Here is a 23,113-nt window from a genome sequence, read left to right on the forward strand (position 1 = left end):
ATGAAAGCCGCCAGCATTCTCGACACGATCGGCAACACGCCGCACATCCGCGTCAACCGCCTGTTCGGGCCCGCCGAGGTCTGGATCAAATCGGAGCGCGCCAATCCGGGCGCCTCGATCAAGGACCGCATCGCGCTCTCGATGATCGAGGACGCCGAGAAGACCGGCAAGCTGAAGCCCGGCGGCGTCATCATCGAGCCGACGTCCGGCAATACCGGCATCGGCCTCGCCATGGTCGCCGCGGTCAAGGGCTACAAGCTCGTCCTCGTCATGCCGGAGAGCATGAGCATCGAGCGCCGCCGGCTGATGCTGGCCTATGGCGCGACCTTCGATCTCACCCCGCGCGAGAAGGGCATGAAGGGCGCGATCGCGCGGGCGCAGGAGCTGATCGAGCAGACCCCCGGAAGCTGGATGCCCCAGCAGTTCGAGAACCCGGCCAATCTGGAAGTGCATCGCCGCACCACCGCGCAGGAAATCCTGAGCGATTTCAGCGACTCGCCGATCGACATTCTCATCACCGGCGTCGGCACCGGCGGCCATATCACCGCCTGCGCAGAGGTGCTGAAAAAGGCATGGCCGGACCTGCAGGTCTTCGCGGTCGAGCCCACCCTCTCCCCGGTTCTCTCCGGCGGCGAGCCCGGCCCGCACCCGATCCAGGGCATCGGCGCCGGGTTCATCCCGGCGATCACCGACGTCTCGCTGTTCGACGGGATCATCCAGGTCGATCCGGGCGATGCCAAGGAATGGGCCCGCCGGGCCGCGCGCGAGGAAGGCGTCCTCGTCGGCATCAGCTCCGGCGCCACCCTCGCCGCCATCTCGCAGAAGCTGGCCGAGGTCGGCACCGGCAAGCGCGTGCTGGGCTTCAACTACGACACCGGCGAGCGCTACCTTTCGGTGCCGGATTTCCTGCCCGAACAGTGAGCCCGCGCATCGCGATCCTGACTCCGGCCGCGGACGGCGCCCACGGCGGCGGACGCTGGCCGGAGGTGCTCGCCCGGCTCGCGAGACCACTCGAAGCGGCGGGAATGCGGGTCGAAACCTCCGACTGGACCAATGGCCGCTACCTTTCGGATTGCGATCTCGTCCTCCCGCTGCTCGCCTGGGGCTATCACAGCGACGGCGACTGGGCGGGTCGGCTCGCTGCCCTGGAAGCGTCCGGTGCGCGGCTGCGCAATCCCGCCGCCGTGCTGCGCTGGAACGCCGACAAGGCCTACCTGGGTCGGTTGGCGGAGGCGGGCGCGCCGATCGTGCCGACCCTCTTCGTCGACAAGGTGGACGAAGCGGCGCTGCAAGACGCCGCCGAACGGTTCGGCACCGACCGGCTGATCGCCAAGCCGACCGTGTCGGCCGGCGCCTACCGCACCATCCGCTGGTCGCCGGGGACCCCGCTCGACGACGCGCCGGAGCGCGCGGCGATGATCCAGCCCTATCTGCCCGATATCGAAGCGGGCGGCGAAATCTCGCTGCTCTATTTCGGCGGGCAGTTCAGCCATGCGATCCGCAAACGGCCCCAGCCGGGCGACTTTCGCGTCCAGCCGGAGTTCGACGGTATCATCACGGCCCACACGCCCGACACGGACGAAATCGCCGCCGCCGACCTCGTCCTGTCGCACGTCGAGGAGGACCTGCTCTATGCGCGCATCGATCTCGTCCGGGACATGGAAGGCCGGCCGGTCCTGATGGAGGTCGAGCTGGTCGAACCCGAGCTCTACCTCGAGCATGATGCGCGAGCGGGCGCGGCCTTCGCCGCAGCGGTCGGCCGCGCCCTCTGACCGAGCGCCCTCTAGCTGATCGTCGCCATCTCGTAGAGAAAGTCGACATAGCCCATCGCTGCCTCGCGATAGCCGGCGACGGCGGGGGTGTTGCTCTCGATCAGCATGAACTCGTCCGGCGCGTGGGCGCCGCTGCCGTAACCCAGGCCGAATTGCGCAGCGGGCTTGCGCAGCGGATCGCCGGTGAAGGTGACCCCGGGCCATGAGCCTGCCATCCGGGGAAACAGGGCGAACGGGACGTTGTCGCGGGTGAACACCGCCTGCTGCGCCCGGATGACCCGGCTGTCCTCGGCGGTCTCGGTCGGATTGTAGCCGCCGCTGACATTGACCTCGATGTCGTTGAAGCCCTGCCGGTCGAGATGCGCACGCAGCTTCGCGACGCAATCCTCGCGGGTCATGTTGGGGACGAGCCTGAGGTCGAGCTTCGCGACGGCGCGCGCCGGCAGCACCGTCTTGCCGCCCGGCCCGGTATAGCCGGCCACGAGGCCCTCGATGTTCACCGTCGGCTGGGACGCGAGGCGCTCCAGCGACTCGCGCCAAGGCAGATCGTCGATCCAGCGCTGGACGCCCAGCTGGCGCTTCACCTCCTCCTCGCTGCGGGTGCGCGCCGACTCGGCGATCAGGGCGCGCTCGCGATCGGTGAGCGGGCGGACGTGCTCGAACCAGCCCTCGATTGCCGGCGTGTTGCCATGGTCGGTCACCAGCGTCTTGAGCGCTTCCACCAGATGCCAGACCGGGCTGTCGACCTGCGCCTTGAGGCTCGAATGGATGTCCCGCGCCGGCCCGCGGCCCCAGCGCTCGCCCGACGACACCAGTTCCAGTTCGACAATGCCCTTGGAGCCAAGCGCGATCGACACCGCGCCGTTGGCGGCCTGGGTGTTCATCGGAATGATCACGCCTTCGGCGCGGCGCATCGCCGCCAGAACCTCGGGATCGTTGAAGGCGTTGTGGAAGTTCGGCGAACCGATTTCCTCCTCGCCCTCGGCCAGCAGCACCAGGTTGACCGGCAGCCGTTTGCCCGCCGCCCGGAATGCATGGACCGCCGCCAGGAACGCGCTTTCGGGTCCCTTCTGGTTGGTCGCGCCGCGGCCGCGGATGGCGCGGCCGAGCTGATGATCGAACATCTGCCCCTCGAGCGGCGGCGAGGTCCATTCGGACGCGTCATACTGCTTCACGTCGTACATGAAATAGATGCCCATCGTCCGCCGCGCACCGGCATCGAGCACGCCGAACACGGCCGGTACGCCGCCCGTCGGCACCTTGCGCACAGCGGTAAAGCCCGCGTCCGTGGCGAGCCGCACCATGTAATCGGCACCCTGCTCGATGTTGAGTTGCTCGGCGGCGATCGTGGGGTGCGCGATCCAGTCCTTCAGCCGCTGGACGGACTCGTCGAATCCGGCGTCGACCGCCCGGCGGATCGCCTCGCGATCGCCGTCGCGGCGCGTTTGGGCAAGTCCCGCACCCGGCGCGAGCAGGGCAGCGGAGGCGGCTGCGGCCTTGAGGAGCGAGCGGCGATCGGTCGAAGAGCGGCGGTCGGTCATGGCATTCCCCTGTTGAGCGAGGGGCGGATAGAACAACCCGCGGACGGCTCTGTCCAGCCCGTGCAGGCCGCACCTTCCGGAACCCCGCCCTCCGGGCCCGCGTTCTGCCTCCGAAACCAATTTGGAGCGTCAGATGGACGACGAACGGCCAATCGAGCGCGAAACGACCATTGTCCAGACAGGAAATGGCGGCGGCGGAAGTGGTGTCATCATTGCCATCGTCTTTCTGTTTCTGGTGGGCGCAATCGCGTTCTTCTTCTTCGGCGGCTATTTCGAGGGCGAGACCGACAAGGTCGATGTGAGCGTCAATGTCGTCACCCCGAAGATCGACCTTCCCGACATCAGGATCGAGCCGCCGCAGCAGGCACAGCCGACGAACGCGACGACCAACTAGGCTCGGGTTGGGCTCGAGCCCTAAAGGCGATTTCGAGCCGGTGCGTGACGAATCCGGTATGACGGCCGCGATCCTCACTGGCGGATAGTCGCGACTGATCGCTCTTAGCCTCTACCAGTGGAGGACGAGCGATGGGACTGTTGAAGGCCCTGGCCGGGCTTGCCGCTCTGATCTCGGCGACCGCAGCGGGGGCGGCTCCTGAGCATTATGATCTTGAGGCCCGAATCGACCCGACGGCGGGAACCATTTCAGCGCGCCTGATCATCGATCTTCCGGTCGAGCAGGCGCTTGCGGAAAGCCGATACGTCGTCGGCGAGCGGTTCCGGATCGTCGCTGCCGATGCCGGGCCCGATACATCAACCGAAATCGGCCCGGCCACGGCGCCCTTTCCGGGTCTTCAGGCGGTCACGATTCGGACCCGCACCGGTCGTCCACCGCCGCGGCGGATCACGATCCGGTGGGAGGGACCGCTCAATCCCCCGCAATCCGGCTCACCCGTCGTCGCCGCGTCGCCCGATCGGGTGGAATTGTTCATCGATTCGATGTGGCTGCCGTTTCGCGACGACCTCGGCCTCATCTACACGCTCGACGCGCGGATCAGCGGGCTCGCGCGCGATATGGTGGTGGTTGCGCAAGGGCAGATCGATCGCGACGGCGATGTTGTAAGGATCCGCCGCGAGATCCAGGACGTCGACTTCGCAATGGTCGCGGAGCGGGGGTTGACGCGCGTCGTCGACGGTGACGTCGAAGTCTATGCCCGCGATCTGGGCACGGCGCATGCCACGCTCTTTCGCCGCCATGGCACGGCGGCGATCGACTATTTCCGACGCTGGTTCGGGCCATTGCCGTACCGGCCGGTCCGCATGGTGGTCGTCAGCCGTGCGGCCGGCCCAGGCTATGCACGGCGCGGCTACGTCGTGGTCGCCGAGCGTGGCGGCAACACTCCCAACGAGCGCGGCATTGCCGGGCTGGTCGCTCATGAGTTCGGCCATGCCTGGTGGTATCGGGGCGGCCCGACCACCGAGGATTATTGGATGACCGAGTCGATGGCCAGCTATGTCAGCGGCCGCTATCTGGAGTCGATCGGTTACGGTCTGGCCCCGCACGAGCTGGCCGCGTTGCGCAGGGAGAGCCGCGAGACCGGGCCGATTCTCGGCGGCGGGCGGCCGAGCGGTGCCGCTATCTACACAAAGGGTCCGCTTCTGCTGAGGGACCTCGAGGCGCGGATCGGCCGGCCGGCCATGGACCGGATCATCGGCGAGCTGGCCCGCGACCCGCCGGACCGGACCGCCGGGTTTCTTGCCAAGATCGCCGAAATCGCCGGCGCGGGGGCGGCGCAGGCGTTCGAGGCCGATCTCAGGCGGAACGGCTACGAACCGCCCGTCGGCTGACGCGCCACGTTTCTCATTTGGACCTAGTCTTATTTGGACCTAGTTGCGCGGCGCCTGCCGGCGATAGCTCAGCGCCTCGGCGACATGGACGCGTCCCACTCCTTCGCTGTGGGCCAGGTCGGCGATGGTGCGGGCGACGCGCATCACCCGGTGATAGCCGCGCGCGGAGAGGCGCATCGCCTCGGCCGCCTGGGCGAGCAGGCGACGTCCCGGCTCGTCGGGCGTCGCGACCGTGTCCAAAAGCTCGCCATCGGCTTCGGCGTTGGTCCGCAGGCCCTGCCCATCGTAACGCCGCGTCTGTACCCCCCGCGCCTCTGCAACGCGCCGGCCAACCTCGGCAGAGCCCTCCGCGGGCGGCGGCAGGACAAGATCGGCTGCGGCTACGGCGGCGACATCGACATGGATGTCGATGCGGTCGAGCAGCGGTCCGGAAACCTTGGCCTGATAGTCGGCGGCGCATCTCGGCGCACGGGAGCAGGCAAGCGCGGGATCGCCGAGATGGCCGCATCGGCAGGGATTCATCGCCGCGACGAGCTGAACGCGCGCCGGAAAGGTGACATGGGCGTTGGCACGCGCAACCTGCACGATTCCGGTTTCCAGCGGCTGGCGCAGCGAATCGAGCGCGACGCGCTGGAATTCCGGCAGCTCGTCAAGGAACAGCACGCCGAGATGCGCGAGACTCGCCTCGCCGGGCCGGACCTTGAGCCCGCCGCCGACCAGCGCCGGCATCGAGGCGCTGTGATGCGGCGCGCGAAACGGCCGGGTCCGGATCAGCCGCCCGTCCTTCAGCTCGCCCGCCACCGACGCGATCATCGACACCTCGAGGGCTTCCGCCGGCGTCAGCTCGGGAAGGATGCCCGGAAGGCAGGCCGCGAGCAGCGACTTGCCCGCGCCCGGCGGGCCGGTCATCAGCAGGTTGTGCCCGCCGGCCGCAGCGATCTCGAGCGCGCGTTTCGCCGTCTCCTGCCCCTTCACCTGCGCAAGGTCGGGCCCGAGCCCCGGCGGATCGGCTTCGCCAGGCAACGGCGGCGACAGCACCGCGCTGCCGCGCAGATGGTTGGTGAGCGCGATCAGGTCCGGCGCGGCGATCACCTCGACATCTCCGGCCCAGGCCGCTTCGCTGCCCTGCGCGGCCGGGCAGATCAGCCCGAGGCCGAGCGACGAGGCATGAATCGCGGCGAGCAGGACGCCCGGCGACGGCGCGATGCGCCCGTCGAGGCCGAGTTCGCCGACTGCGACATATCCCGACAAGGTCTCCGCATCGATCGCGCCCATCGCAGCGAGCAGGCCAAGCGCGATCGGAAGGTCATAGTGGGACCCTTCCTTGGGAAGATCGGCAGGGGAAAGGTTGACGGTGATCCGTTTCGGCGGAAGCGACAGGCCGATCGCGGCCAGCGCCGCGTGGACCCGCTCGCGACTTTCGCCCACCGCCTTGTCGGGCAGGCCGACGACAAGGAACTTGGGCAGGCCGCTCGCAATCTGGACCTGCACCTCGACCGCACGTGCCTCCAGCCCCAGAAATGCTACTGTGGCAACATGCGAGACCATATGGGCTGGCCCATCCCCCTCCGCCTTACCGTTCCACTTGTGAAACGGAAGGTCGGGGAAGTCGAGTGGGGATCGTTATTTGACTTTCCCGCTCGGGCCACCAGATGAAGAAGATGAGCCCAAGACAAAGATGGCTGACCTGGGGTCGCAACCCGCTCGTCAGGCAATGCCTCTTCATTCTGGGCTGCGTGCTGATCCTGGCTTCGCCCCTCGTCGGGATCATTCCGGGGCCCGGCGGCGTCGTGGTCTTCGCGGTCGGCGCCGGGCTCGTGCTGAAATACAGCGAATGGGCGAAGCGCCAATATGTCCGGTTCAAGCGCCGTCATCCGAACAAGGGCCGCTGGACCGACTGGAGCATGCGTCGCGAGAGCGCCAAGCGACGCGAGGAGTTGCGCCAGCAGGACGAGGCCGACGACGTTGCCGCCGGCAATTGACTTTGCCCCCTCCCTCCCGTATCGGCGCCCGCAACGAGGCCGCCTTCGGGCGGCCCTTTTCATTCGACCTGAATTACGAGGAATGAGCGATGAAGCGCACCTTCCAGCCGAGCAATCTCGTGCGCAAGCGCCGGCACGGCTTCCGCGCCCGGATGGCGACGGTCGGGGGCCGCAAGGTCCTGACCGCGCGCCGCGCCCGCGGCCGCAAGAAGCTGTCCGCGTAACAGCACCGATCGAAAAGCTCACCCGCCGGGCGGAATTCCTTGCCGCCAATGGCGGGAAGCGCGCGCCGACGCCGGGCTTCGTCCTGCTCGTCCGACCGCGCGATGACGGCGATCCCGCCATGCGGCTCGGCCTCACCGTTTCGAAGAAGGTCGGCAATGCGGTCGTGCGCAACCGCATGAAGCGGCGTTTCCGCGAGCTCGCCCGCGCGGTCCTGCCCGGCTCCGGTATCCCGGGAGCGGATCATGTCATGATTGGCCGGGCCAGCGGCATCGAGCGCCCATTCGAAGAGCTTGCCGCCGATTTGAAACGTGCGCTTGGCAAGGTCGCGCGATGATCGCCCGGGCGCTCATCCTGGTCGCGCGCGGCTGGCAATTGGGGCCGTCGCGCATCCTGCCACCGAGCTGCCGCTACTGCCCAAGCTGCTCGGCCTATGCAATCACCGCGCTTTCCCGCTATGGCGCGCTGCGCGGAAGCTGGCTCGCCCTGAGGCGGCTGCTGCGCTGCCACCCCTGGGGGGGATCCGGCTATGACCCGGTCCCGTGAGGGAAAGGTCTATTGAGGGGTCTTAAGTGAACGACCATAAGAATATGATCCTGGCGGTCGTCCTGTCGGCGATCGTGCTCATCGGCTGGGGCTTCGTCACCCAGACCTGGTTTCCGACCGCCAACCCGCCGGTGACCAAGGTCGAGAAGGGCCGCGAGGTCCCCCTCCCGCAGCCGCAGGCCGATCCCGCCGCCGACACGTCCCAGGCGATACGCGGCCGTGAGATCGTGCTGGCCGAAACCCCACGCGTGCGCATCGAGACGCCGCGCCTCGCCGGCTCGATCAACTTGCGCGGTGCGCGGATCGACGACCTCGTCCTCACCACCCAGACCGAGACGATCGTCCGCAACTCGCCGCCCGTCCGCCTGTTCTCGCCCGCCGGCGCGCCGGGCGCCTATTTCGGCGGCTTCGGCTGGACCGGCCAGGGGCTGCGCGCACCCGATTCGAACAGCGTGTGGCGCACCGACGGCGCCCGCCTGACACCCGAGGCCCCGGTGACGTTGAGCTGGGACAACGGCCAGGGCCAGACCTTCCAGATCCGCCTGTCGATCGACGACGGCTATATGTTCACCGCCGAGCAGCGGCTGCTCAACCGTGGTACCGGTCCGGTCGTCGCCCAGCCCTTCGCCCTGGTCAGCCGCGTCGGCCCCTCGGCCGATCCGGACAGCTGGACCGTCCATGTCGGCCCGGTCGGCGTGTTCAGCGGCGCCGCCCACTACGATTCGAACTGGAGCGACGTCACCGAAGCCGGTGTGCAGCGCTTCCCGAGCCAGGGCGGCTGGCTCGGCTTCACCGACAAATACTGGCTGGCGGCGGTGATCCCCGATCAGGGCCGCACCGTCGAGGCCGCGTTCCGTCACAACGGCTCCACCAACGCCTTCCAGGCCGATTATGCCGGCGCGGCCGTCGTCGTCGCCCCGGGCCAGGGTCTGCGCACCACCTCACATCTGTTCGCCGGCGCCAAGGAGGAGGCCCTGCTCTCCACCTATTCGGCGAGCCTCGGCACCCGCCTCGACAAGGCGATCGACTGGGGCTGGTTCGAATGGTTCATGAAGCCGATCTTCGGACTGCTCCACTGGCTGTTCACCCATCTCGGCAATTTCGGCGTGGCGATCATCTGCCTGACGCTGATCGTCCGCCTGCTGCTCTTCCCGATCGCGCAGAAGCAGTTCGCCTCGATGGCGGCGATGCGCGTCGTCCAGCCGAAGATGAAGGCGCTGCAGGAGCGCTACAAGGACGATCGGGCGAAGCTCCAGGAAGAAATGATGAAGCTCTACAAGGAAGAGAAGGTGAACCCGCTCGCGGGCTGCCTGCCGATCTTCCTGCAGATCCCGATCTTCTATGCACTCTACAAGGTGCTGCTGATCTCGGTCGAGATGCGCCATCAGCCCTTCGTCGGCTGGATCCGCGACCTCTCCGCCGTCGATCCGCTCACCCCGGTCAACCTGTTCGGCTTCCTGCCGTTCACGCCGCCGCACTTCCTGATCATCGGCGTCCTGCCGATCCTGGTCGGCGTCACGATGTGGCTGCAGATGCGGCTCAATCCGGCGCCGATGGACCCGGTCCAGAAACAGGTCTTCGCGATCATGCCCTGGGTGCTGATCTTCGTGATGGCGCCGTTCGCGGCGGGCCTGCAGCTCTACTGGGTCACCAACAACCTCCTGTCGATCGCCCAGCAGAAGCTGCTCTACATGCGCCATCCGCAGCTCAAGGAGCCGCTGGTCGGCGCATCGCCGGAGCCTGAGCCCGCAGCGCCGTCATCCGGGCGCAGCCGCAAGCGGTGACCGACGAAACGGACCTCGAAGAATCGGCCCGGAAGCTCTTTTCCGGGCCGGTTTCCTTCCTGAAATCGGCACCGGAGCTCAAGTTCCTGCCCGATCCGACCGTGCCGGAGATCGCCTTTGCCGGCCGCTCGAACGTGGGCAAGTCGTCGCTGCTCAACCGGCTGACCAACCGCAACGGCCTCGCGCGGACCTCGAACACGCCGGGGCGGACGCAGGAGCTCAACTTCTTCGACGTCGGCGAACCGCTCCAGCTGCGGCTGGTCGACATGCCCGGCTACGGCTTTGCCAAGGCGCCGAAGGAGATGGCGAAGCGCTGGCGCTACCTGGTCAACGACTATCTGCGCGGCCGGCAGGTGCTGAAGCGCACCTTGGTCCTGATCGACAGCCGCCACGGCCTCAAGGACATCGATCGAGAGGTCATGAAGATGCTCGACGACGCGGCGGTCAGCTATCACGTCGTCCTCACCAAGGCCGACAAGATCAAGCCGACCGAGCTGGACGCGGTGGCGCGCGCGACGGCCGAGGAAGCGCGCAAGCATCCGGCCGCCCATCCCGAGGTCATCGCGACGTCGAGCGAGAAGGGCACGGGCATGGACCGTCTGCGGACGGCGGTGCTAGAGGCGGCGGAACTTTGACTCATCGTCACCCCGGCGCAGGCTGGGGTCCATACTGAGTCGGCTTGGATGCCAGCCTTCGCTGGCATGACGAGGTGAGAGGACGGGAATGCTCAAGCTCATCATCGGCAACAAGGCTTATTCGTCCTGGTCGCTGCGCGGCTGGCTGGCGGTCAAGCAGTCCGGCCTGCCGTTCGAGGAGATCACCGTCCCGATGTTCGACGCGGACTGGGACAAGCGGACGGAGGGCGACGAATTTGCGCCGTCCGGCGGCAAGGTCCCTATCCTGTGGGACGACCAGACCGTCATCTGGGACAGTCTCGCGATCATCGAGTGGCTCGCCGACAAGACCGACAAGGCGCGCTACTGGCCGCGCGACGAGACGGCTCGGGGCATGGCGCGTTCGATGGCCGCCGAGATGCATTCGAGCTACGCGAACCTGCGGCGCGAATGCGGGATGAACGTGCGCAAGCAGTTTCCGACGTCGGAGTTGAGCGAACCCGTGAAGGCCGAGATCATCCGCATCCTCGAGCTCTGGGCGCAGGCCCGTGCGCGCCACGGCAGCGGCGGCCCCTATCTGTTCGGCGATTTCGGCGCGGTCGACATCATGTTCGCCCCGGTCGTCACCCGTTTCGTCACCTATTCGATCCCCGTCCCCCGCTTCGCCGCCGCCTATATGGAAACCATCCTCGACCATGCCTGGATGAAGGAATGGATCGAGGCAGCGCAGGAGGAACCCTGGGTGATCGAGCAATATGAAAGCCCGGTTGCATGAAGCTCCTGCTCGCCGCCCTCGCCGCCGTTTCGCTGGCTGCGCCCGCCTTTGCCGAGGACGTGTCGCCGGAAACCCTGCGCGAGATCGGCGACCGCTTCGACCAGGCCCAGATCGGACAGGACCGCGCCGCGATGGAGGCGATGACGTCCGAAGGCCTCGTTTTCGTCGGCAGCGACGGCCGCCGCCAGAGCCGCGCCGACTTCATCGCCGGCTGGATGGACCCGAACACGCGCTACGAACCGATCACCGTCGAGGACCGTTACTTCCTGCCGCTCGGCCCGGATACGGGCGTGGTCGGCGGCGATGTGGTCGTGCGCGGCACGTCCAACGGCCAGCCCTTCGCCGCCCATATCCGCTTTGCCGACACCTTCCGCCGGATCGACGGCACCTGGCGCGCCGTCCACATCCAGGCGACGCGGGTGCCCGCCGCCCGGTAGCCGTCAGGCCGTGCCCGATTCCGCAGCGAGCAGGCGCGGATCGATCCCGGCACTCAGGAACGCCGCGGACCAGCGGGATTCGACGTCGCATTCGTAGAGCAGATGGTCGTCGCCCGGCGTCGCGAACCAGCCGTGGCGGGCCAGTTCCTCATCGAGCTGGCTCGGGCCCCATCCGGCATAGCCCAGGGCCACCACCCAGTGCGACGGGCCTTTTCCGGCGGCGATCGCCTTCAGGATGTCGAGTGTCGCGGACAGCACCCAGCGGTCGGCGACCTGGATGCTCTCATTGCCGCCCCAATCGGAGGTATGGAGGATGAAGCCGCGCTGCGGCTCGACCGGACCGCCATGGTGGATCGCGACGTTGGGCGCTGCGCCGGGATCGATCTCGAGCTGCTTCAGCAGGTCGTGGAAACCGAGCCGCGGGATCACCCGGCCGAGGCCGATGCCGAGCGCGCCCTCCTCGTCATGGACGCACATCGCAATCACCGCCTTCTCGAAGCGCGGATCGCCGATGCCCGGCATCGCGAGCAGGAACTGGCCGCCGAGGAACCGGGGATCGTCCATTCGGTTGGTATAGTCCCGCCGGCGGTTGCCGCCCAGCCCCGCGCCCCTATCTCGGGGCGGGCCGGCTTGCTAGAGCGATTGCCAGCCGGGCACGCGCCCGGCGACTCGGAAATCGCGCTGACGAGACGCCACCGGCCCGCAGCTTCAAGGAGAAAAGACGATGACGATCCAGGTCGGCGACCGCATCCCCAGCATGACGCTCACCAAGCCCTCTTCGGACGGTCCGCAACCGGTCCAGACGGACGACTTCTTCGCCGGCCGCAAGGTCGCCATCTTCGCGGTACCCGGCGCCTTCACCCCGACTTGCTCCGCCCGCCACCTCCCCGGCTTCGTCGAGAAGGCCGGTGAGATCAAGGCGAAGGGCGTGGACGAGATCGCCGCCGTCTCGGTCAACGACGTGTTCGTCATGGACGCCTGGGGCAAGCAGGGCGGCGCCGACGGCAAGGTGACGATGCTGGCCGACGGCAATGGCGACTTCGCCGAGGCGCTCGGCCTCGCCGCCGACTTCTCGAAGTTCGGCATGGGCAAGCGCAGCCAGCGCTGGTCGGCGATCGTCGAGGACGGCGTGGTCAGGGAGCTGAACGTGGAAGAGCCCGGCGCATTCAGCGTGTCGAGCGCGGAATTTCTGCTCAATCAGCTTTAGTTAAGGCAAATCGGGCTATTCCCGGCACGTTGAGTCGACAACCAATGTGCCGGGAAGGGTCATGGTCCAAAACTTCAACTCGGAACCGAAAGAGGGCCTCAGCGCCCGCGAGATCGCCGCGCGCAACCGCGAAACCTGCGGCAAATCGCTGAGCAACGTGATGAAGACCGCCGCAACCGCGCGGGAACTGGCGCAAGGTACGTCGCGAAGAAACGGATGAAGGCCGGACCCGGACCGTCGTTTTTCCGAAGACAGACCCTCATCACGCACTGCCCTTTGTTGTGTCCATAATGACCTCAGGCCACAGTGACTTTTGCGTGAATAGCCATTAGCTTCCTTCAGGGCAAAATTGCCCGGCACGGAGGAGGAAAGTCATGAAGGTTTCCCGTTTCGGACTCGTTGCATGCGCATCCCTTGCTTTGCTGGTCGGCAGCGCGCCGAGCCATGCCCAGCCGGATCCAGAGCAATATTGCAGCCAGTATGCCTGGAACTACTGCTCCTATGACCCGCATACCGGCCAGCCCATCCAGGTGACCTTCGAGTGCTGGGAAGCCGCGTTCAACGACTGCATGAGTATTTATGGCGGGGTGGACTCGGCGCCTACATGCGGGACCGGACCGGTCGCGGCTAGCGCGGCGACGCTTCAGCCGGTCGCATCACCTCCACGGCGAATCGCTCCGCCTGATTGGCGAAGACCAGCAGGTTGACCGCGAGATTGCCGCGGATGAAGCCGAAATCGGCGGTGAGATAGCGCTGCAGCGCCGGCCGCCCGTCCTGGGTGATGAAAGCCCGTGAGAAGGCATAGCGCTGGTTGAAGGCCTGGATTCCAGTCGCCATCCGCTCGGCGGGGAGATTGTCCGGCCGTGTCCAGACCGCCTGGATGCTGATCGCCTTGCAACCCTGCCGGTCGCAGCTGCCGAACAGGATCGCGGCGCGGCGATTGTTCGGGAAGGTGACGGTGAGCGCCGGCCGCTCCGCTGTCCCGCGCCGCTCGAAGCGCGCGCCGATCTGGGTCAGCACCGCCTCGACCGTCTGATAGCTGAAGGCCGGGATCACCTGCCGGTTTTCCGGTGCGGCGGGGTTGAAGCGCGACGGCGCGACCTGGGCGGACGCCGCCGACGCGGAAACGAGAATGAGTGCGGCGCAAACGGCTCGCATAGGGGTCCTCCGAAACTGGGTGGCGGGCCCGTGGCGCCCGCCACCTGTACCGCCGATTTACCCTGCGGTGCGACGAGCGGCGGATTGCGACCAGCCGCACTGCCGCCCCCTGTTCTGCTCGCGCAGCCAGCCGAGCAGCGGCTGGAAATATTCGACCATCGGCTCGGCGGACATTTCGCGGGTGCCGGTGAAGGCCTGGAGCGCCTCCGGCCATGGCCGTGAGGCGCCCATCGCCAGCATCTCGTTCAGCCGCCGGCCGACCTCGCGGTTGCCGTAGAAGGAGCAGCGATGGAGCGGCCCGCGCCAGCCGGCTTGCTCGCACGCCGCCTTGTAGAACTGGAACTGGAGGATGCGGGCGAGGAAATAACGGGTGTAGGGCACGCTCGCCGCGGTGTGATATTTGCCGCCGGCGTCGAAATTGCGCTCGCTGCGCGGGCTGGGCGGGACGATGCCCTGATATTGGAGGCGCATCTCGTCCCACGCCGCCTGGTAACGGTCCGGCGTGATCTGGCCGGAATAGATGCCCCAGCGGTAGCGGTCCATCATCAGGCCGAAGGGCAGGAACGCGATCTTGTCGAGCGCCTGGCGGAGCAGCAGCGCCCGATCCTGCGCCTCGTTCGGCATCTGGTTCTGCTGCAAGAGACCGATCTGGACGAGATATTCCGGCGTCACCGACAGAGCGATCGTGTCGCCGATCGCTTCGTGGAAGCCGTCATTGGCGCTGTTGAGGTAGAGGTAGGGCTGCCGGTTGTAGGCGCGCTGGTAGAAATTGTGGCCGAGCTCGTGATGGACGGTGACGAAATCGTCGCCGTTCACGCGGGTGCACATCTTGATGCGCAGGTCCTCCTGATTGTCGAGATCCCAGGCGGACGCGTGGCAGATCACCTCGCGGTCGCGCGGCTGGGTGATCATCGAACGCTGCCAGAAGGTCTCGGGGAGCGGCGCGAAGCCCAGGGAGGTGAAGAAGGACTCGCCCTGGCGGACGATCCGCTCCGGCGTGTAGTTGGCGTGGGTCAGGAGCTCGGTGAGGTCGTAAGGGGCGCCCTCGCCTGCACCCTGCGGCGCGACGACGTCGTAGATATTGCCCCATTCCTGTGCCCAGAGATTGCCGAGCAGGTCGGCGCGGATCGGGCCGGTGGGGGGCTGGACGGCATCGCCATATTGGCGGTTGAGGCCGGCCCGCGCGAAGCAGTGGATCTGCTCGTAGAGCGGGCGGACCTCGCCCCACAGCCGCTCGGTGAGTGCGGCGAACTCGTCCGGGCTCATGTCATATTGCGAACGCCACATCGCGCCGGTGTCGGGAAAGCCGAGCTCGCGTGCGCCGGCGTTGGAGATTTCGGCCATGCGCGCATAGCCGGTGCGCATCGGCGCGCCGACATTGTCGTTCCAGCTCGTCCACATCTCGCGGAGCTGATCGGGGTTGCGGACGGTGCCCATCCGCGCCTCGATCTCGTTGCCGGTGAGCTGATCCCCGCCCATCGTGCCGCGGCCGCGGCCATATTGGGCGCCGAGCTCGGTCGAGATGCGGTTGAGCTCGGCCGCCGCACCCGCCGTGGTCGGCGCCGGCAGGGTGAGACCGGTGCGCAGGATGTTGAGCTTGCGCCGGGTGTCGGCATCGAGGCCCTGCACATTGGCGTAGCGCGCGGCCTCATTGGCGAAGCGCACGCCCATCTCCGTGCCGATCGTGCCGAAATAGGCATTGAGCGCATTGGTGTCGTCGGTGATGTAGGTCTGGTTCACCCAGGCAGCACGGGCGCTGATCACCGAGAATTCGGCAAGCTCGCGCTCGGCGCGCTGGATGAAGGCCTCCGCGCCCGCCTTGGTCGCCGGCGCCGCCTCGCCCGTCTGCGCGGCGGCGGACTGACTTGCGGAGGCGGTGGCGCCGACGGCGGCGACACAGGCGCAAAGAGCGATGGCGAGCGCGGAGACGCTGGTTCTCATCAATGGAGCATCCTCATCCTGAACGGGTTTTCCGACGGATTTGTGGACCCGCTCCGACGGAGGGTCAACGGGCGAGAAAGTCGGCGATTGCCTGGCCCAGCTCGGGCTTGACGACGGCGCTCATATGATTGCCGGGGATCGACCGGAACCGCCCGCCCGGGATCGCTTCGGCCAGCGCTTCGCCGGAGCCGTTGTCGTCGTCCTCCGATCCGGTGACGACGCGCACCGGCAGGTCGATCGCCGCCAACTCTGCGCGGGTCGTGTCGACGAAGGTGTCGAGGATGAGCAGCAGCGCTTCGGGATCGCCGCCGGTGGTCTTGAGGAAGGCCTCGGTCATCCATTCGGACGTGCCGCGGGGGAAGCTGCCGAGATGGGTGAGGACGTTCCGGAAATAGCCGCCCCGCCCCGCCGTATCGAGGATGCCCTCGAGCCCCATGCCGCTCAGCACTGCGCGGCCCGGCTTGGCGCCCTTCACCAGCATGCGGACGGCGGTGCGGCCGCCAAGCGAGTAGCCGGCGAGGTCATAATCGGTGAGGCCGAGATGGCCGATCAGCGCGAAGCCGTCCTCGGCGAGGATGTCGGGTGGATAGCGCGCCGGATCGTGCGGCTTGCCGCTGTCGCCATGGGCGCGCAGGTCCGGCATGATGACCCGCAGACCGGCGTCCGCGAGCAGCCGCGCGTGACCGTAGCGGATCCAGTTGACCTCGGCGTTCGAGAAATAGCCGTGGATCAACACCAGAGGCCGCCCCTCCCCCACCTCCCGCCAGGCCAGCTCGACGCCGTCGGGCGCGGTGAAACGGTGGACCGTCGGATTCATCAATGGCTCCGGATGGAAAGGAGATTCGGACTGGAGAGGATCAGCTGTCGGCGTCGCCGTAGAAGAGCTCGCCGATGCGGATTTCCTCACGCCCTTGGGCAACGCGGTGGGCGTTGGTGTCCCTGAGCGAATAGACGCAGCCGCAATATTCCTGCTGGTAGAAATGCTCGCGCTTGGAGATTTCGATCATCCGGCTCGCGCCGCCGCCCTTGCGCCAGTTGAACGTCCAATAGGTCATGTCCGGATAGTGCGATGCGGCGCGCTCGCCGCAATCGTTGATCTGGTCCATGTTCTTCCAGCGCGAGATGCCGAGCGACGACGTGATCACCGGAAAGCCGTGCTCGTGCGCGTAGAGCGCGGTCCGCTCGAAGCGCATGTCGAAGCACATCGTGCAGCGGATGCCGCGCTCCGGCTCCCACTCCATGCCCTTGGCCCGCTTGAACCAGTTGACGGTGTCATAGTCCGCATCGACAAACGGCACATCGTGCTGCTCGGCGAAGCGGATGTTCTCCTCCTTGCGCAGGAGATATTCTTCCTTCGGGTGGATGTTCGGATTGTAGAAGAAGATCGTGTAGTCGATGCCGCTTGCGGTCATCGCCTCCATGACCTCGCCCGAGCAGGGCGCGCAGCACGAATGCAGCAGCACCTTCTTGTGGCCGGCGGGCGGGACGAGGACGGGACGTTCGAAATCGCTCATGGTGCGCGCCCTTAGCACGCTCGCGCCGGCGAATCACGTCCCGGGCTGTGCGTCCAGCCGACGGGCGACGTCCGGTGCCATCCTCTCGACGACGACCCCGATCCCTTGCGTGGTCGGATGCATGCCGTCCGGGAGAAGCAGGTCCGGCCGGGTGATCACGCCGTCGAGGAAGAAGGGATAGAGGCCGGTGCCGAACGCCCGCGCGAGCTCCGGATAGATCGGATCGAAGCGGGCGGCATAGTCGGCGCCCAGGTTGCGCGGCGCCATCATGCCGGTGAGCAGGACCGGGATGTTGCGCCGCCGGAGCTCGGTCAGGATGGCCGCGAGGTTGCGGCGCGTCTCGTCCGGGCTGATCCCGCGCAGCGCGTCGTTGCCGCCCAGCCCGACGATAGCGAGATCGGGCGCGCGGGGCAGCCCGTCGAGCGTGAAGGCAAGCCGCTGGAGACCGCTCGCGGTCGTGTCGCCCGACACGCCGGCATTGACGACCGTCGCCGGGACGCCGCGGGCGACGAGCGCCCGCTCCAGCGCCGGCGCGAAGCCCTCGTTCTGCCGGAGCTGGTAGCCGGCATAGAGGCTGTCGCCGAAGGCGAGGACCAGCCTGCCCTCGGCGACCGGCGCAGCCGTATTCGTCGATGCCGCACGGTCCCCGGTCGAAATATTCTGGGGTGTTTCGGTTGAACAACTCACGGCCAATTGAACCGCGAGCAGCAGACCTACATATCGCACCAGCTTGAACATCGAAGGAATTCCCCAGTCATGCGGCCCGACGCCGGCTCCGATATCGTCATCAGCGCGCGCAATGTCACGCTCCAGCTCGGCAGCGGCGGCGCGAGGACCGACGTGCTGAGGGGAATCGACCTCGACATCCGCCGCGGCGAGAGCATCGGCATCCTGGGGCCATCCGGATCGGGCAAGTCGTCGCTGATGGCGATCCTGTCCGGCCTGGAGCGCGCGACCGGCGGCAGCGTCAACGTCGCGGGGACCGATTACGGCCCGCTCGACGAGGACGCACTGGCCGCGGCGCGGCGCGGCAGGATCGGCATCGTCCTCCAGTCCTTCCACCTGCTGCCGACGATGACCGCGCTCGAGAATGTCGCGGTGCCGCTGGAGCTCGCCGGCCTCCCCGAGCCGTTCGCGCGGGCGCAGGCGGAGCTGGAGGCGGTCGGCCTCGGCCAGCGGCTCGGCCACTATCCGGCGCAGCTCTCCGGCGGCGAGCAGCAGCGCGTGGCGATCGCCCGCGCGGTCGCGCCCGGCCCCGACATCATCTTCGCCGACGAGCCGACCGGCAATCTCGACGGCCACACCGGCGCGGCGATCATCGACCTTTTGTTCGCGCGACAGGCGGCGGCCGGCGCGACCCTGATCATCATCACCCACGATCCGTCGCTGGCGGCGCGCTGCGACCGCATCCTCGAAATGGCCGACGGCCTGATCGCGCTGGACCGCGCCGCATGAGGCCGCCCGGCTGGAGCTTCGCCTGGGCCGCGGCCCGGCGCGATCTGCATGCGAGCTTCCGGGGCCTGAGGCTGCTCTTCGTCTGCCTGTTCCTCGGCGTCACCACGCTGGCGACGATCGGCAGCCTTACCGCCGCGATCACCAGCGAGCTGGCCGGACGCGGCCAGGCGATCCTCGGCGGCGACGTCGAGATCTCGATGACCCAGCGCGAGGCTACGGCCGAGCAGAAGGCCGCCTTCCGCGCCTTCGGCACCTTGAGCGAGACGCTCCGGATGCGGGCGATGGCGAGCCGCACCGATGCGCCGCCGGGCGACGGCGCGATCCTGACCGAGTTCAAGGCGGTCGACGGCGCCTACCCGCTCTATGGGACGCTACGGATCGATGATGGCCGGCCGGTCGCCCGGCTCGCTGCGGACGAGGTGATCGTCGCGCCGGCGCTCGCCGAACGGCTGTCGGTCGGCGTCGGCGATTCGATCCGCTATGGCGAGGCCCGCTTTCGCATCGCCGGCATCATCGCCGAGGAGCCCGACCGGATCGGCGAGGGCTTCACCTTCGGGCCGGTCGCGCTCACCTCGATCGAGGGCCTGCGCCGCACCGGTCTCGTCCAGCCGGGCAGCCTGTTCGTCGCCAAATACCGGCTGCGCCTGCCCGGCAACGTCACGCCCTCAAGCGTCGTCGACCGCCTGCGGGAACGCTACGTCTCCGAAGGCTGGGCGTTCAAGGACCGTGATCGCGCCGCGCCGGGCGCGAGCCGCTTCTTCGAGCGGATGGGCCAGTTCCTGAGCCTGATCGGCCTCGCCGCTTTGATCATCGCCGGCATCGGGGTCAGCAACGGCGTCTCCTCCTATCTCGGCCTCAAGCGCGACAGCATCGCGACGCTGAAGGTGCTCGGCGCGACCTCGGCCGACATTTCGCGCATCTACCTGCTGCAGATCGGGCTTGTGACGCTGATTGCGGTCGTCGTCGGCCTTGCCGTCGGGGCGCTGCTGCCGCCCGCCGCGGTCGCGCTGGCCGGCGATCTCCTGCCGGTCCGGCCGGGCTTCGCCGTCTACTGGCTGCCGCTCGCGACCAGCGCCGCCTATGGCCTGCTCGTCGCCTTCATCTTCGTGCTGCCACCGCTGGCGCGCGCCCGGCTCTATCCGGTCGCGACCCTGTTCCGCGGCGGCGTCGAGAGCGGCGGCCGGCTCGACCGGCGCAGCCTGCTGCTGGCCGGCGGCGCGGTGGCCACGGTCTTCGCGCTCGCCGTCGCGACGGCGCGCGAGCCGCTGTTCGCCGCTGCGGTGCTCGGCGCGACCGGCCTCGTCATCCTGCTGCTGTTCGGCATCGGCTGGGGCGTGCGCCGGCTCGCCGAGCGGCTGCCGCGCTCGCGCCGGCCGCTGGTCCGGCTCGCCGTCGCCGGCCTCTACCGGCCCGGCGCGCAGACCATCGCCCTGGTCATCGCGCTCGGCCTCGCCCTCACCCTGTTCGTGACGCTGGCCGGCATCCAGACCAGCCTCTCGGCCGAGATCGAGCGTACCGTGCCGCGCCGCGCGCCCAACCAGTTCGTGCTCGACATCCCGGCGACCGAGCAGCGGCGCTTCGAGACGCTGGTCCGCGACCAGGCGCCCGCCGCCGAGATCAACGTCGTGCCGACCCTGCGCGGCACGATCACCGCCTTCGCCGGCACCCGCGTCGCCGATCTCGCCGAGCTGCCCGACGGCGCCTGGTTCCTGCGCGGCGAGCGCGGCGTCACCTACAGCGGCGCGCTGCCGGAGGGCAGCGAATTGGTCGACGGCGCCTGGTGGCCGGCCGACTATCGCGGGCCCCCGCTCGTCTCGCTCGACCGCGAGGCGGCGCGGGTGATGAACGTCGGCGTCGGCGACACGCTGACGGTGAGCGTGCTCGGGCGCCAGATCGACGCGCGGATCGCTTCGCTCCGCCAGGTCAATTGGGACACGATGGGGTTCAACTACATCCTCGTCTTCCCGCCCTCGGTGCTGCAGGCCGCGCCGCACAACCTCGCCGCGACGATCAGCATGGACGGGAGCCGCGAAGGCGCGGTGTCGCGGGCGCTGCTCGCCGCCTTCCCCTCCATCTCGATCGTCGCGGTCGGCGAGATCGTCGCGCAGATCGGCACCCTCCTCGGCCAGATGTCGAGCGCGATCGTGCTCGTCGCCTCGGTCGCGATCCTCGCCGGCATCGCTGTGCTGATCGGGGCGATCGCCGCCGCGCGCCAGGCGCGCGCCTATGACAGCGTGATCCTCAAGACGCTCGGCGCGACGCGCTGGCAGATCCTCGGCGCCCACGCGCTCGAATATGCGGTACTCGCCGCGATCCTGTCGGTCGTGTCGCTCGGCCTCGGCCTCGGCGCGGCCTGGTATGTGATCGTCGAGATTTTCGAGTTCGGCTGGGCGCCGGACTGGACGGTCGTGCTCGGCACGCTGGGCGCCGGCGCCCTGCTGACGCTGGGCATCGGCATCCTCGGCTCGCTGCCCCTGCTCTCGGTCCGGCCGGCGCAGGCGCTGCGCACGCTCTAGGGCCGCATAACTCGATCCAGAACATCTCGTCATTGCGAGCGAAGCGAAGCAATCCAGAACGGTCTCGAAGACAGGCTGGATTGCCGCGTCGCTTCGCTCCTCGCAATGACGAAGGAGCGCAAGATATCCGAGTCGGCGGTCAGGCGCGGGTGAACTGCATCAGCCAGTTGATCTCCCAGGTCGTGCCATTGTCCGGCGAGAAGGCCTGTTCCCAGCGCGGCATGCGGGTGTCGACGTCGGTCCAGCGGAAGCGGACCTTGACCGGCCGGTTGTTGTGGACGTCATCGCCGATGAAGGTGCCGACCCCGTTCTCGAACCCGCCATAGACCGGCGGCTCGATCCGGGTCGGATTGCGGGCGTCCAGCCACCAGATCGCCCAGCGCCGGGTCGCCGGATCGAAGGCGCGGATGCCGACGGCACGGTAGATTCCCGATGGCAGCTCCAGCATGTTGTCGTCGACAGTGCCGAGCCCCTCGAGCGTCAGCCACATCGTGGAGGTACCGTTGAACTCCTGCCAGTCGGTGCTGCCGACCAGCCGGCCGTTGAGGCGGCGGTGGCGGACATTCCAGCGCCCTTCCAGCCAGGCCCAGTCGCGGCGATGACGATCGAGCTCGGCGCCCGCCGCCGGCGCGTCGCCCTGCGCCGTGGCGGCGGTGGCGCCGGTCGAGATGAAGGTCGACAGCGCGCCCATGGCGAAGCCCGCGCCGAGCGCCTCGCGGCGGCTGAGCAGATGGGAAGATTCGGTCATATGGCTCTCCTGGAGTTGCGTCGACGCTTGTACGGGCCGATACCTGTCATCTAATGTCAGTTATTTTTCGGCGAGGGTGGAAAAATGCGTGCGAGTCGCCTCCTCTCGATCCTGCTGCTGCTGCAGACCCGGGGGCGGATGACCGCGCAGGCGCTGGCCGACGAGTTCGAGGTGTCGGTCCGCACCGTCTATCGCGACATTGACGATCTCAGCGCCGCGGGCGTGCCGGTCTATGCCGACCGTGGCCGGATGGGCGGCTTCCAGCTGCTCGACGGCTACCGTACGCGGCTGACCGGCATGACGCCGGCGGAGGCCGAGGCCCTGTTCCTCTCCGGCCTGCCCGGGCCGGCGGCAGAACTGGGCCTTGGCGACGCGATGGCGGCGGCGCAGCTGAAACTGCTGGCCGCCCTCCCCGACGAGCCCCGGCGCGGCGCGAGCCGGGCGGCGGCGCGCATCCATCTCGATCCCGTCGCCTGGTACCGCAAGGCCGAGCAGGCCGACATCCTGCCGCAGCTCGCCGCGGCCGTCTGGAACGCCCGGCGAATCCGCATCCGCTACGAGAGCTGGACCGATGTGCGCGACCGCGAGGTGGAGCCGCTTGGCCTCGTGCTCAAGGCCGGCATCTGGTACCTGGTCGCCGAGGCCGGCCGGGGGCCCCTCACCTATCGCGTCGCCGCGATCCAACGGCTGGATGTCAGCGACGAACGGTTCGAACGGCCAGCGGACTTCGATCTCGCCGCCTACTGGACGAAATGGGCGGCCGAATTCGAGACGCGGATCTACCGGGGCCGGGCGACACTGCGCGTCTCGCCAGCGGGCTACAAGTTGCTCGCGCTACTTGGCGCGGCGGTGACAGAGATGGCGGCGCATACCGCCGGGCCGCCGGATGCCGAAGGATGGGTGTGCGTCGAAATCCCGGTGGAATCGGTCGACCATGCCGCGAGCGAGGTGCTGAGGCTCGGCGCCGGCGAGGCGGAGGTGCTGGCGCCGCCGGAGCTGCGCGCGCACCTGGCCGGGATCGGCGCCCGGCTCGGCGCGCTGTACGGCGCGGGGCGTGAAGATGTCACAAACCGGGCGGCCGATTCCTGATATAACCCACGGGACTCGCCAACAGGA

The 23,113-nt window shown here is 68.2% G+C and carries 26 protein-coding genes; 17 read left to right on the plus strand and 9 right to left on the minus strand.

What is annotated here, in order from left to right; all coding sequences use genetic code 11:
- Together cysK and RCO27_RS02570 are read left to right on the plus strand one after the other, a co-directional pair.
- Nucleotides 1-921, plus strand: coding sequence for a cysteine synthase A (gene cysK, locus RCO27_RS02565; protein ID WP_309001071.1), 921 nt, complete (start codon nt 1-3; stop codon nt 919-921).
- A complete protein-coding gene (locus RCO27_RS02570) occupies nt 918-1,772 on the plus strand; it encodes a hypothetical protein (RefSeq protein WP_309001072.1) in 855 nt (284 codons plus the stop codon). Before cysK ends, RCO27_RS02570 begins: the two co-directional genes overlap by 4 nt.
- Nucleotides 1,773-1,783: 11 nt before the next feature.
- Here the strand turns inward: RCO27_RS02570 and RCO27_RS02575 are convergent, their stop codons facing one another.
- The gene (locus RCO27_RS02575; RefSeq protein ID WP_309001073.1) at nt 1,784-3,313 is read right to left on the minus strand and encodes a M20/M25/M40 family metallo-hydrolase; all 1,530 of its coding nucleotides are present in this window, start codon (nt 3,311-3,313) and stop codon (nt 1,784-1,786) included.
- 133 nt (nt 3,314-3,446) lie between these two features.
- On the opposite strand from RCO27_RS02575, the gene RCO27_RS02580 reads away from it, so the two are divergent.
- Nucleotides 3,447-3,707 (plus strand): hypothetical protein, encoded by a 261-nt coding sequence (locus RCO27_RS02580; protein WP_309001074.1) that lies wholly within the window; start codon nt 3,447-3,449, stop codon nt 3,705-3,707.
- A gap of 131 nt (nt 3,708-3,838) precedes the next feature.
- Nucleotides 3,839-5,098 (plus strand): hypothetical protein, encoded by a 1,260-nt coding sequence (locus tag RCO27_RS02585; protein WP_309001075.1) that lies wholly within the window; start codon nt 3,839-3,841, stop codon nt 5,096-5,098.
- Between the two features lie 39 nt (nt 5,099-5,137).
- Here the strand turns inward: RCO27_RS02585 and RCO27_RS02590 are convergent, their stop codons facing one another.
- Nucleotides 5,138-6,646: a YifB family Mg chelatase-like AAA ATPase gene (locus RCO27_RS02590; protein WP_309001076.1), complete on the minus strand. Its 1,509-nt coding sequence runs from the start codon at nt 6,644-6,646 to the stop codon at nt 5,138-5,140.
- A gap of 113 nt (nt 6,647-6,759) precedes the next feature.
- Here RCO27_RS02590 and RCO27_RS02595 point away from each other — a divergent pair, with 113 nt between their 5' ends.
- The 8 genes from RCO27_RS02595 (at nt 6,760) to RCO27_RS02630 (ending at nt 11,458) form a co-directional block, all read left to right on the plus strand.
- Nucleotides 6,760-7,080 carry a hypothetical protein gene (locus tag RCO27_RS02595; RefSeq protein ID WP_309001077.1) on the plus strand — a complete coding sequence of 107 codons (321 nt, stop codon included), beginning with the start codon at nt 6,760-6,762 and terminating at the stop codon, nt 7,078-7,080.
- Between the two features lie 89 nt (nt 7,081-7,169).
- The gene (gene rpmH, locus RCO27_RS02600; protein WP_309001078.1) at nt 7,170-7,304 is read left to right on the plus strand and encodes a 50S ribosomal protein L34; all 135 of its coding nucleotides are present in this window, start codon (nt 7,170-7,172) and stop codon (nt 7,302-7,304) included.
- Between the two features lie 8 nt (nt 7,305-7,312).
- A complete protein-coding gene (rnpA, locus tag RCO27_RS02605) occupies nt 7,313-7,639 on the plus strand; it encodes a ribonuclease P protein component (RefSeq protein ID WP_309001900.1) in 327 nt (108 codons plus the stop codon).
- Nucleotides 7,636-7,848: a membrane protein insertion efficiency factor YidD gene (gene yidD / locus RCO27_RS02610; RefSeq protein WP_309001079.1), complete on the plus strand. Its 213-nt coding sequence runs from the start codon at nt 7,636-7,638 to the stop codon at nt 7,846-7,848. Before rnpA ends, yidD begins: the two co-directional genes overlap by 4 nt.
- A gap of 26 nt (nt 7,849-7,874) precedes the next feature.
- Nucleotides 7,875-9,632 (plus strand): membrane protein insertase YidC, encoded by a 1,758-nt coding sequence (gene yidC / locus RCO27_RS02615; RefSeq protein ID WP_309001080.1) that lies wholly within the window; start codon nt 7,875-7,877, stop codon nt 9,630-9,632.
- Nucleotides 9,629-10,267 (plus strand): ribosome biogenesis GTP-binding protein YihA/YsxC, encoded by a 639-nt coding sequence (gene yihA, locus RCO27_RS02620; RefSeq protein WP_309001081.1) that lies wholly within the window; start codon nt 9,629-9,631, stop codon nt 10,265-10,267. Before yidC ends, yihA begins: the two co-directional genes overlap by 4 nt.
- 88 nt (nt 10,268-10,355) lie before the next feature.
- Nucleotides 10,356-11,021 carry a glutathione S-transferase family protein gene (locus RCO27_RS02625; protein ID WP_309001082.1) on the plus strand — a complete coding sequence of 222 codons (666 nt, stop codon included), beginning with the start codon at nt 10,356-10,358 and terminating at the stop codon, nt 11,019-11,021.
- Nucleotides 11,018-11,458: a nuclear transport factor 2 family protein gene (locus RCO27_RS02630; RefSeq protein ID WP_309001083.1), complete on the plus strand. Its 441-nt coding sequence runs from the start codon at nt 11,018-11,020 to the stop codon at nt 11,456-11,458. Before RCO27_RS02625 ends, RCO27_RS02630 begins: the two co-directional genes overlap by 4 nt.
- Nucleotides 11,459-11,461: 3 nt before the next feature.
- On the opposite strand, the gene RCO27_RS02635 is transcribed toward RCO27_RS02630, so the two are convergent.
- Nucleotides 11,462-12,022, minus strand: coding sequence for a YqgE/AlgH family protein (locus tag RCO27_RS02635; protein ID WP_309001084.1), 561 nt, complete (start codon nt 12,020-12,022; stop codon nt 11,462-11,464).
- A 160-nt stretch (nt 12,023-12,182) separates the two neighbouring features.
- Between RCO27_RS02635 and RCO27_RS02640 the strand changes: the two genes are divergently transcribed.
- Nucleotides 12,183-12,665, plus strand: a complete 483-nt coding sequence (locus RCO27_RS02640) for a peroxiredoxin (protein WP_309001085.1) — start codon at nt 12,183-12,185, stop codon at nt 12,663-12,665.
- A gap of 61 nt (nt 12,666-12,726) precedes the next feature.
- Nucleotides 12,727-12,885, plus strand: coding sequence for a hypothetical protein (locus tag RCO27_RS02645; RefSeq protein ID WP_309001086.1), 159 nt, complete (start codon nt 12,727-12,729; stop codon nt 12,883-12,885).
- Between the two features lie 407 nt (nt 12,886-13,292).
- On the opposite strand, the gene RCO27_RS02650 is transcribed toward RCO27_RS02645, so the two are convergent.
- The 5 genes from RCO27_RS02650 to RCO27_RS02670 all read right to left on the minus strand — a co-directional run bounded on the left by RCO27_RS02650 (nt 13,293) and on the right by RCO27_RS02670 (nt 18,016).
- Nucleotides 13,293-13,823 carry a YbjN domain-containing protein gene (locus tag RCO27_RS02650; protein WP_309001087.1) on the minus strand — a complete coding sequence of 177 codons (531 nt, stop codon included), beginning with the start codon at nt 13,821-13,823 and terminating at the stop codon, nt 13,293-13,295.
- Nucleotides 13,824-13,880: 57 nt separating this feature from the next.
- The gene (locus tag RCO27_RS02655) at nt 13,881-15,764 is read right to left on the minus strand and encodes a M2 family metallopeptidase (RefSeq protein WP_309001088.1); all 1,884 of its coding nucleotides are present in this window, start codon (nt 15,762-15,764) and stop codon (nt 13,881-13,883) included.
- A 64-nt stretch (nt 15,765-15,828) separates the two neighbouring features.
- Complete coding sequence (locus RCO27_RS02660; protein ID WP_309001089.1) at nt 15,829-16,581, minus strand: alpha/beta hydrolase; 753 nt, start codon at nt 16,579-16,581, stop codon at nt 15,829-15,831.
- Between the two features lie 40 nt (nt 16,582-16,621).
- Nucleotides 16,622-17,278, minus strand: coding sequence for an epoxyqueuosine reductase QueH (locus RCO27_RS02665; RefSeq protein WP_309001090.1), 657 nt, complete (start codon nt 17,276-17,278; stop codon nt 16,622-16,624).
- Nucleotides 17,279-17,311: 33 nt separating this feature from the next.
- Nucleotides 17,312-18,016, minus strand: coding sequence for an arylesterase (locus RCO27_RS02670; RefSeq protein ID WP_374990346.1), 705 nt, complete (start codon nt 18,014-18,016; stop codon nt 17,312-17,314).
- An 18-nt stretch (nt 18,017-18,034) separates the two neighbouring features.
- Between RCO27_RS02670 and RCO27_RS02675 the strand changes: the two genes are divergently transcribed.
- Nucleotides 18,035-18,733, plus strand: coding sequence for an ATP-binding cassette domain-containing protein (locus RCO27_RS02675; protein WP_309001092.1), 699 nt, complete (start codon nt 18,035-18,037; stop codon nt 18,731-18,733).
- Nucleotides 18,730-21,249: an FtsX-like permease family protein gene (locus RCO27_RS02680; protein ID WP_309001093.1), complete on the plus strand. Its 2,520-nt coding sequence runs from the start codon at nt 18,730-18,732 to the stop codon at nt 21,247-21,249. Before RCO27_RS02675 ends, RCO27_RS02680 begins: the two co-directional genes overlap by 4 nt.
- A gap of 139 nt (nt 21,250-21,388) precedes the next feature.
- On the opposite strand, the gene RCO27_RS02685 is transcribed toward RCO27_RS02680, so the two are convergent.
- The gene (locus RCO27_RS02685) at nt 21,389-21,997 is read right to left on the minus strand and encodes a DUF1579 domain-containing protein (protein ID WP_309001094.1); all 609 of its coding nucleotides are present in this window, start codon (nt 21,995-21,997) and stop codon (nt 21,389-21,391) included.
- An 84-nt stretch (nt 21,998-22,081) separates the two neighbouring features.
- On the opposite strand from RCO27_RS02685, the gene RCO27_RS02690 reads away from it, so the two are divergent.
- Complete coding sequence (locus RCO27_RS02690; protein WP_309001095.1) at nt 22,082-23,086, plus strand: WYL domain-containing protein; 1,005 nt, start codon at nt 22,082-22,084, stop codon at nt 23,084-23,086.
- Nucleotides 23,087-23,113 lie beyond the last annotated feature (27 nt).

This window comes from Sphingosinicella sp. LHD-64, from assembly GCF_031157375.1.
Taxonomy (GTDB): domain Bacteria; phylum Pseudomonadota; class Alphaproteobacteria; order Sphingomonadales; family Sphingomonadaceae; genus Allosphingosinicella.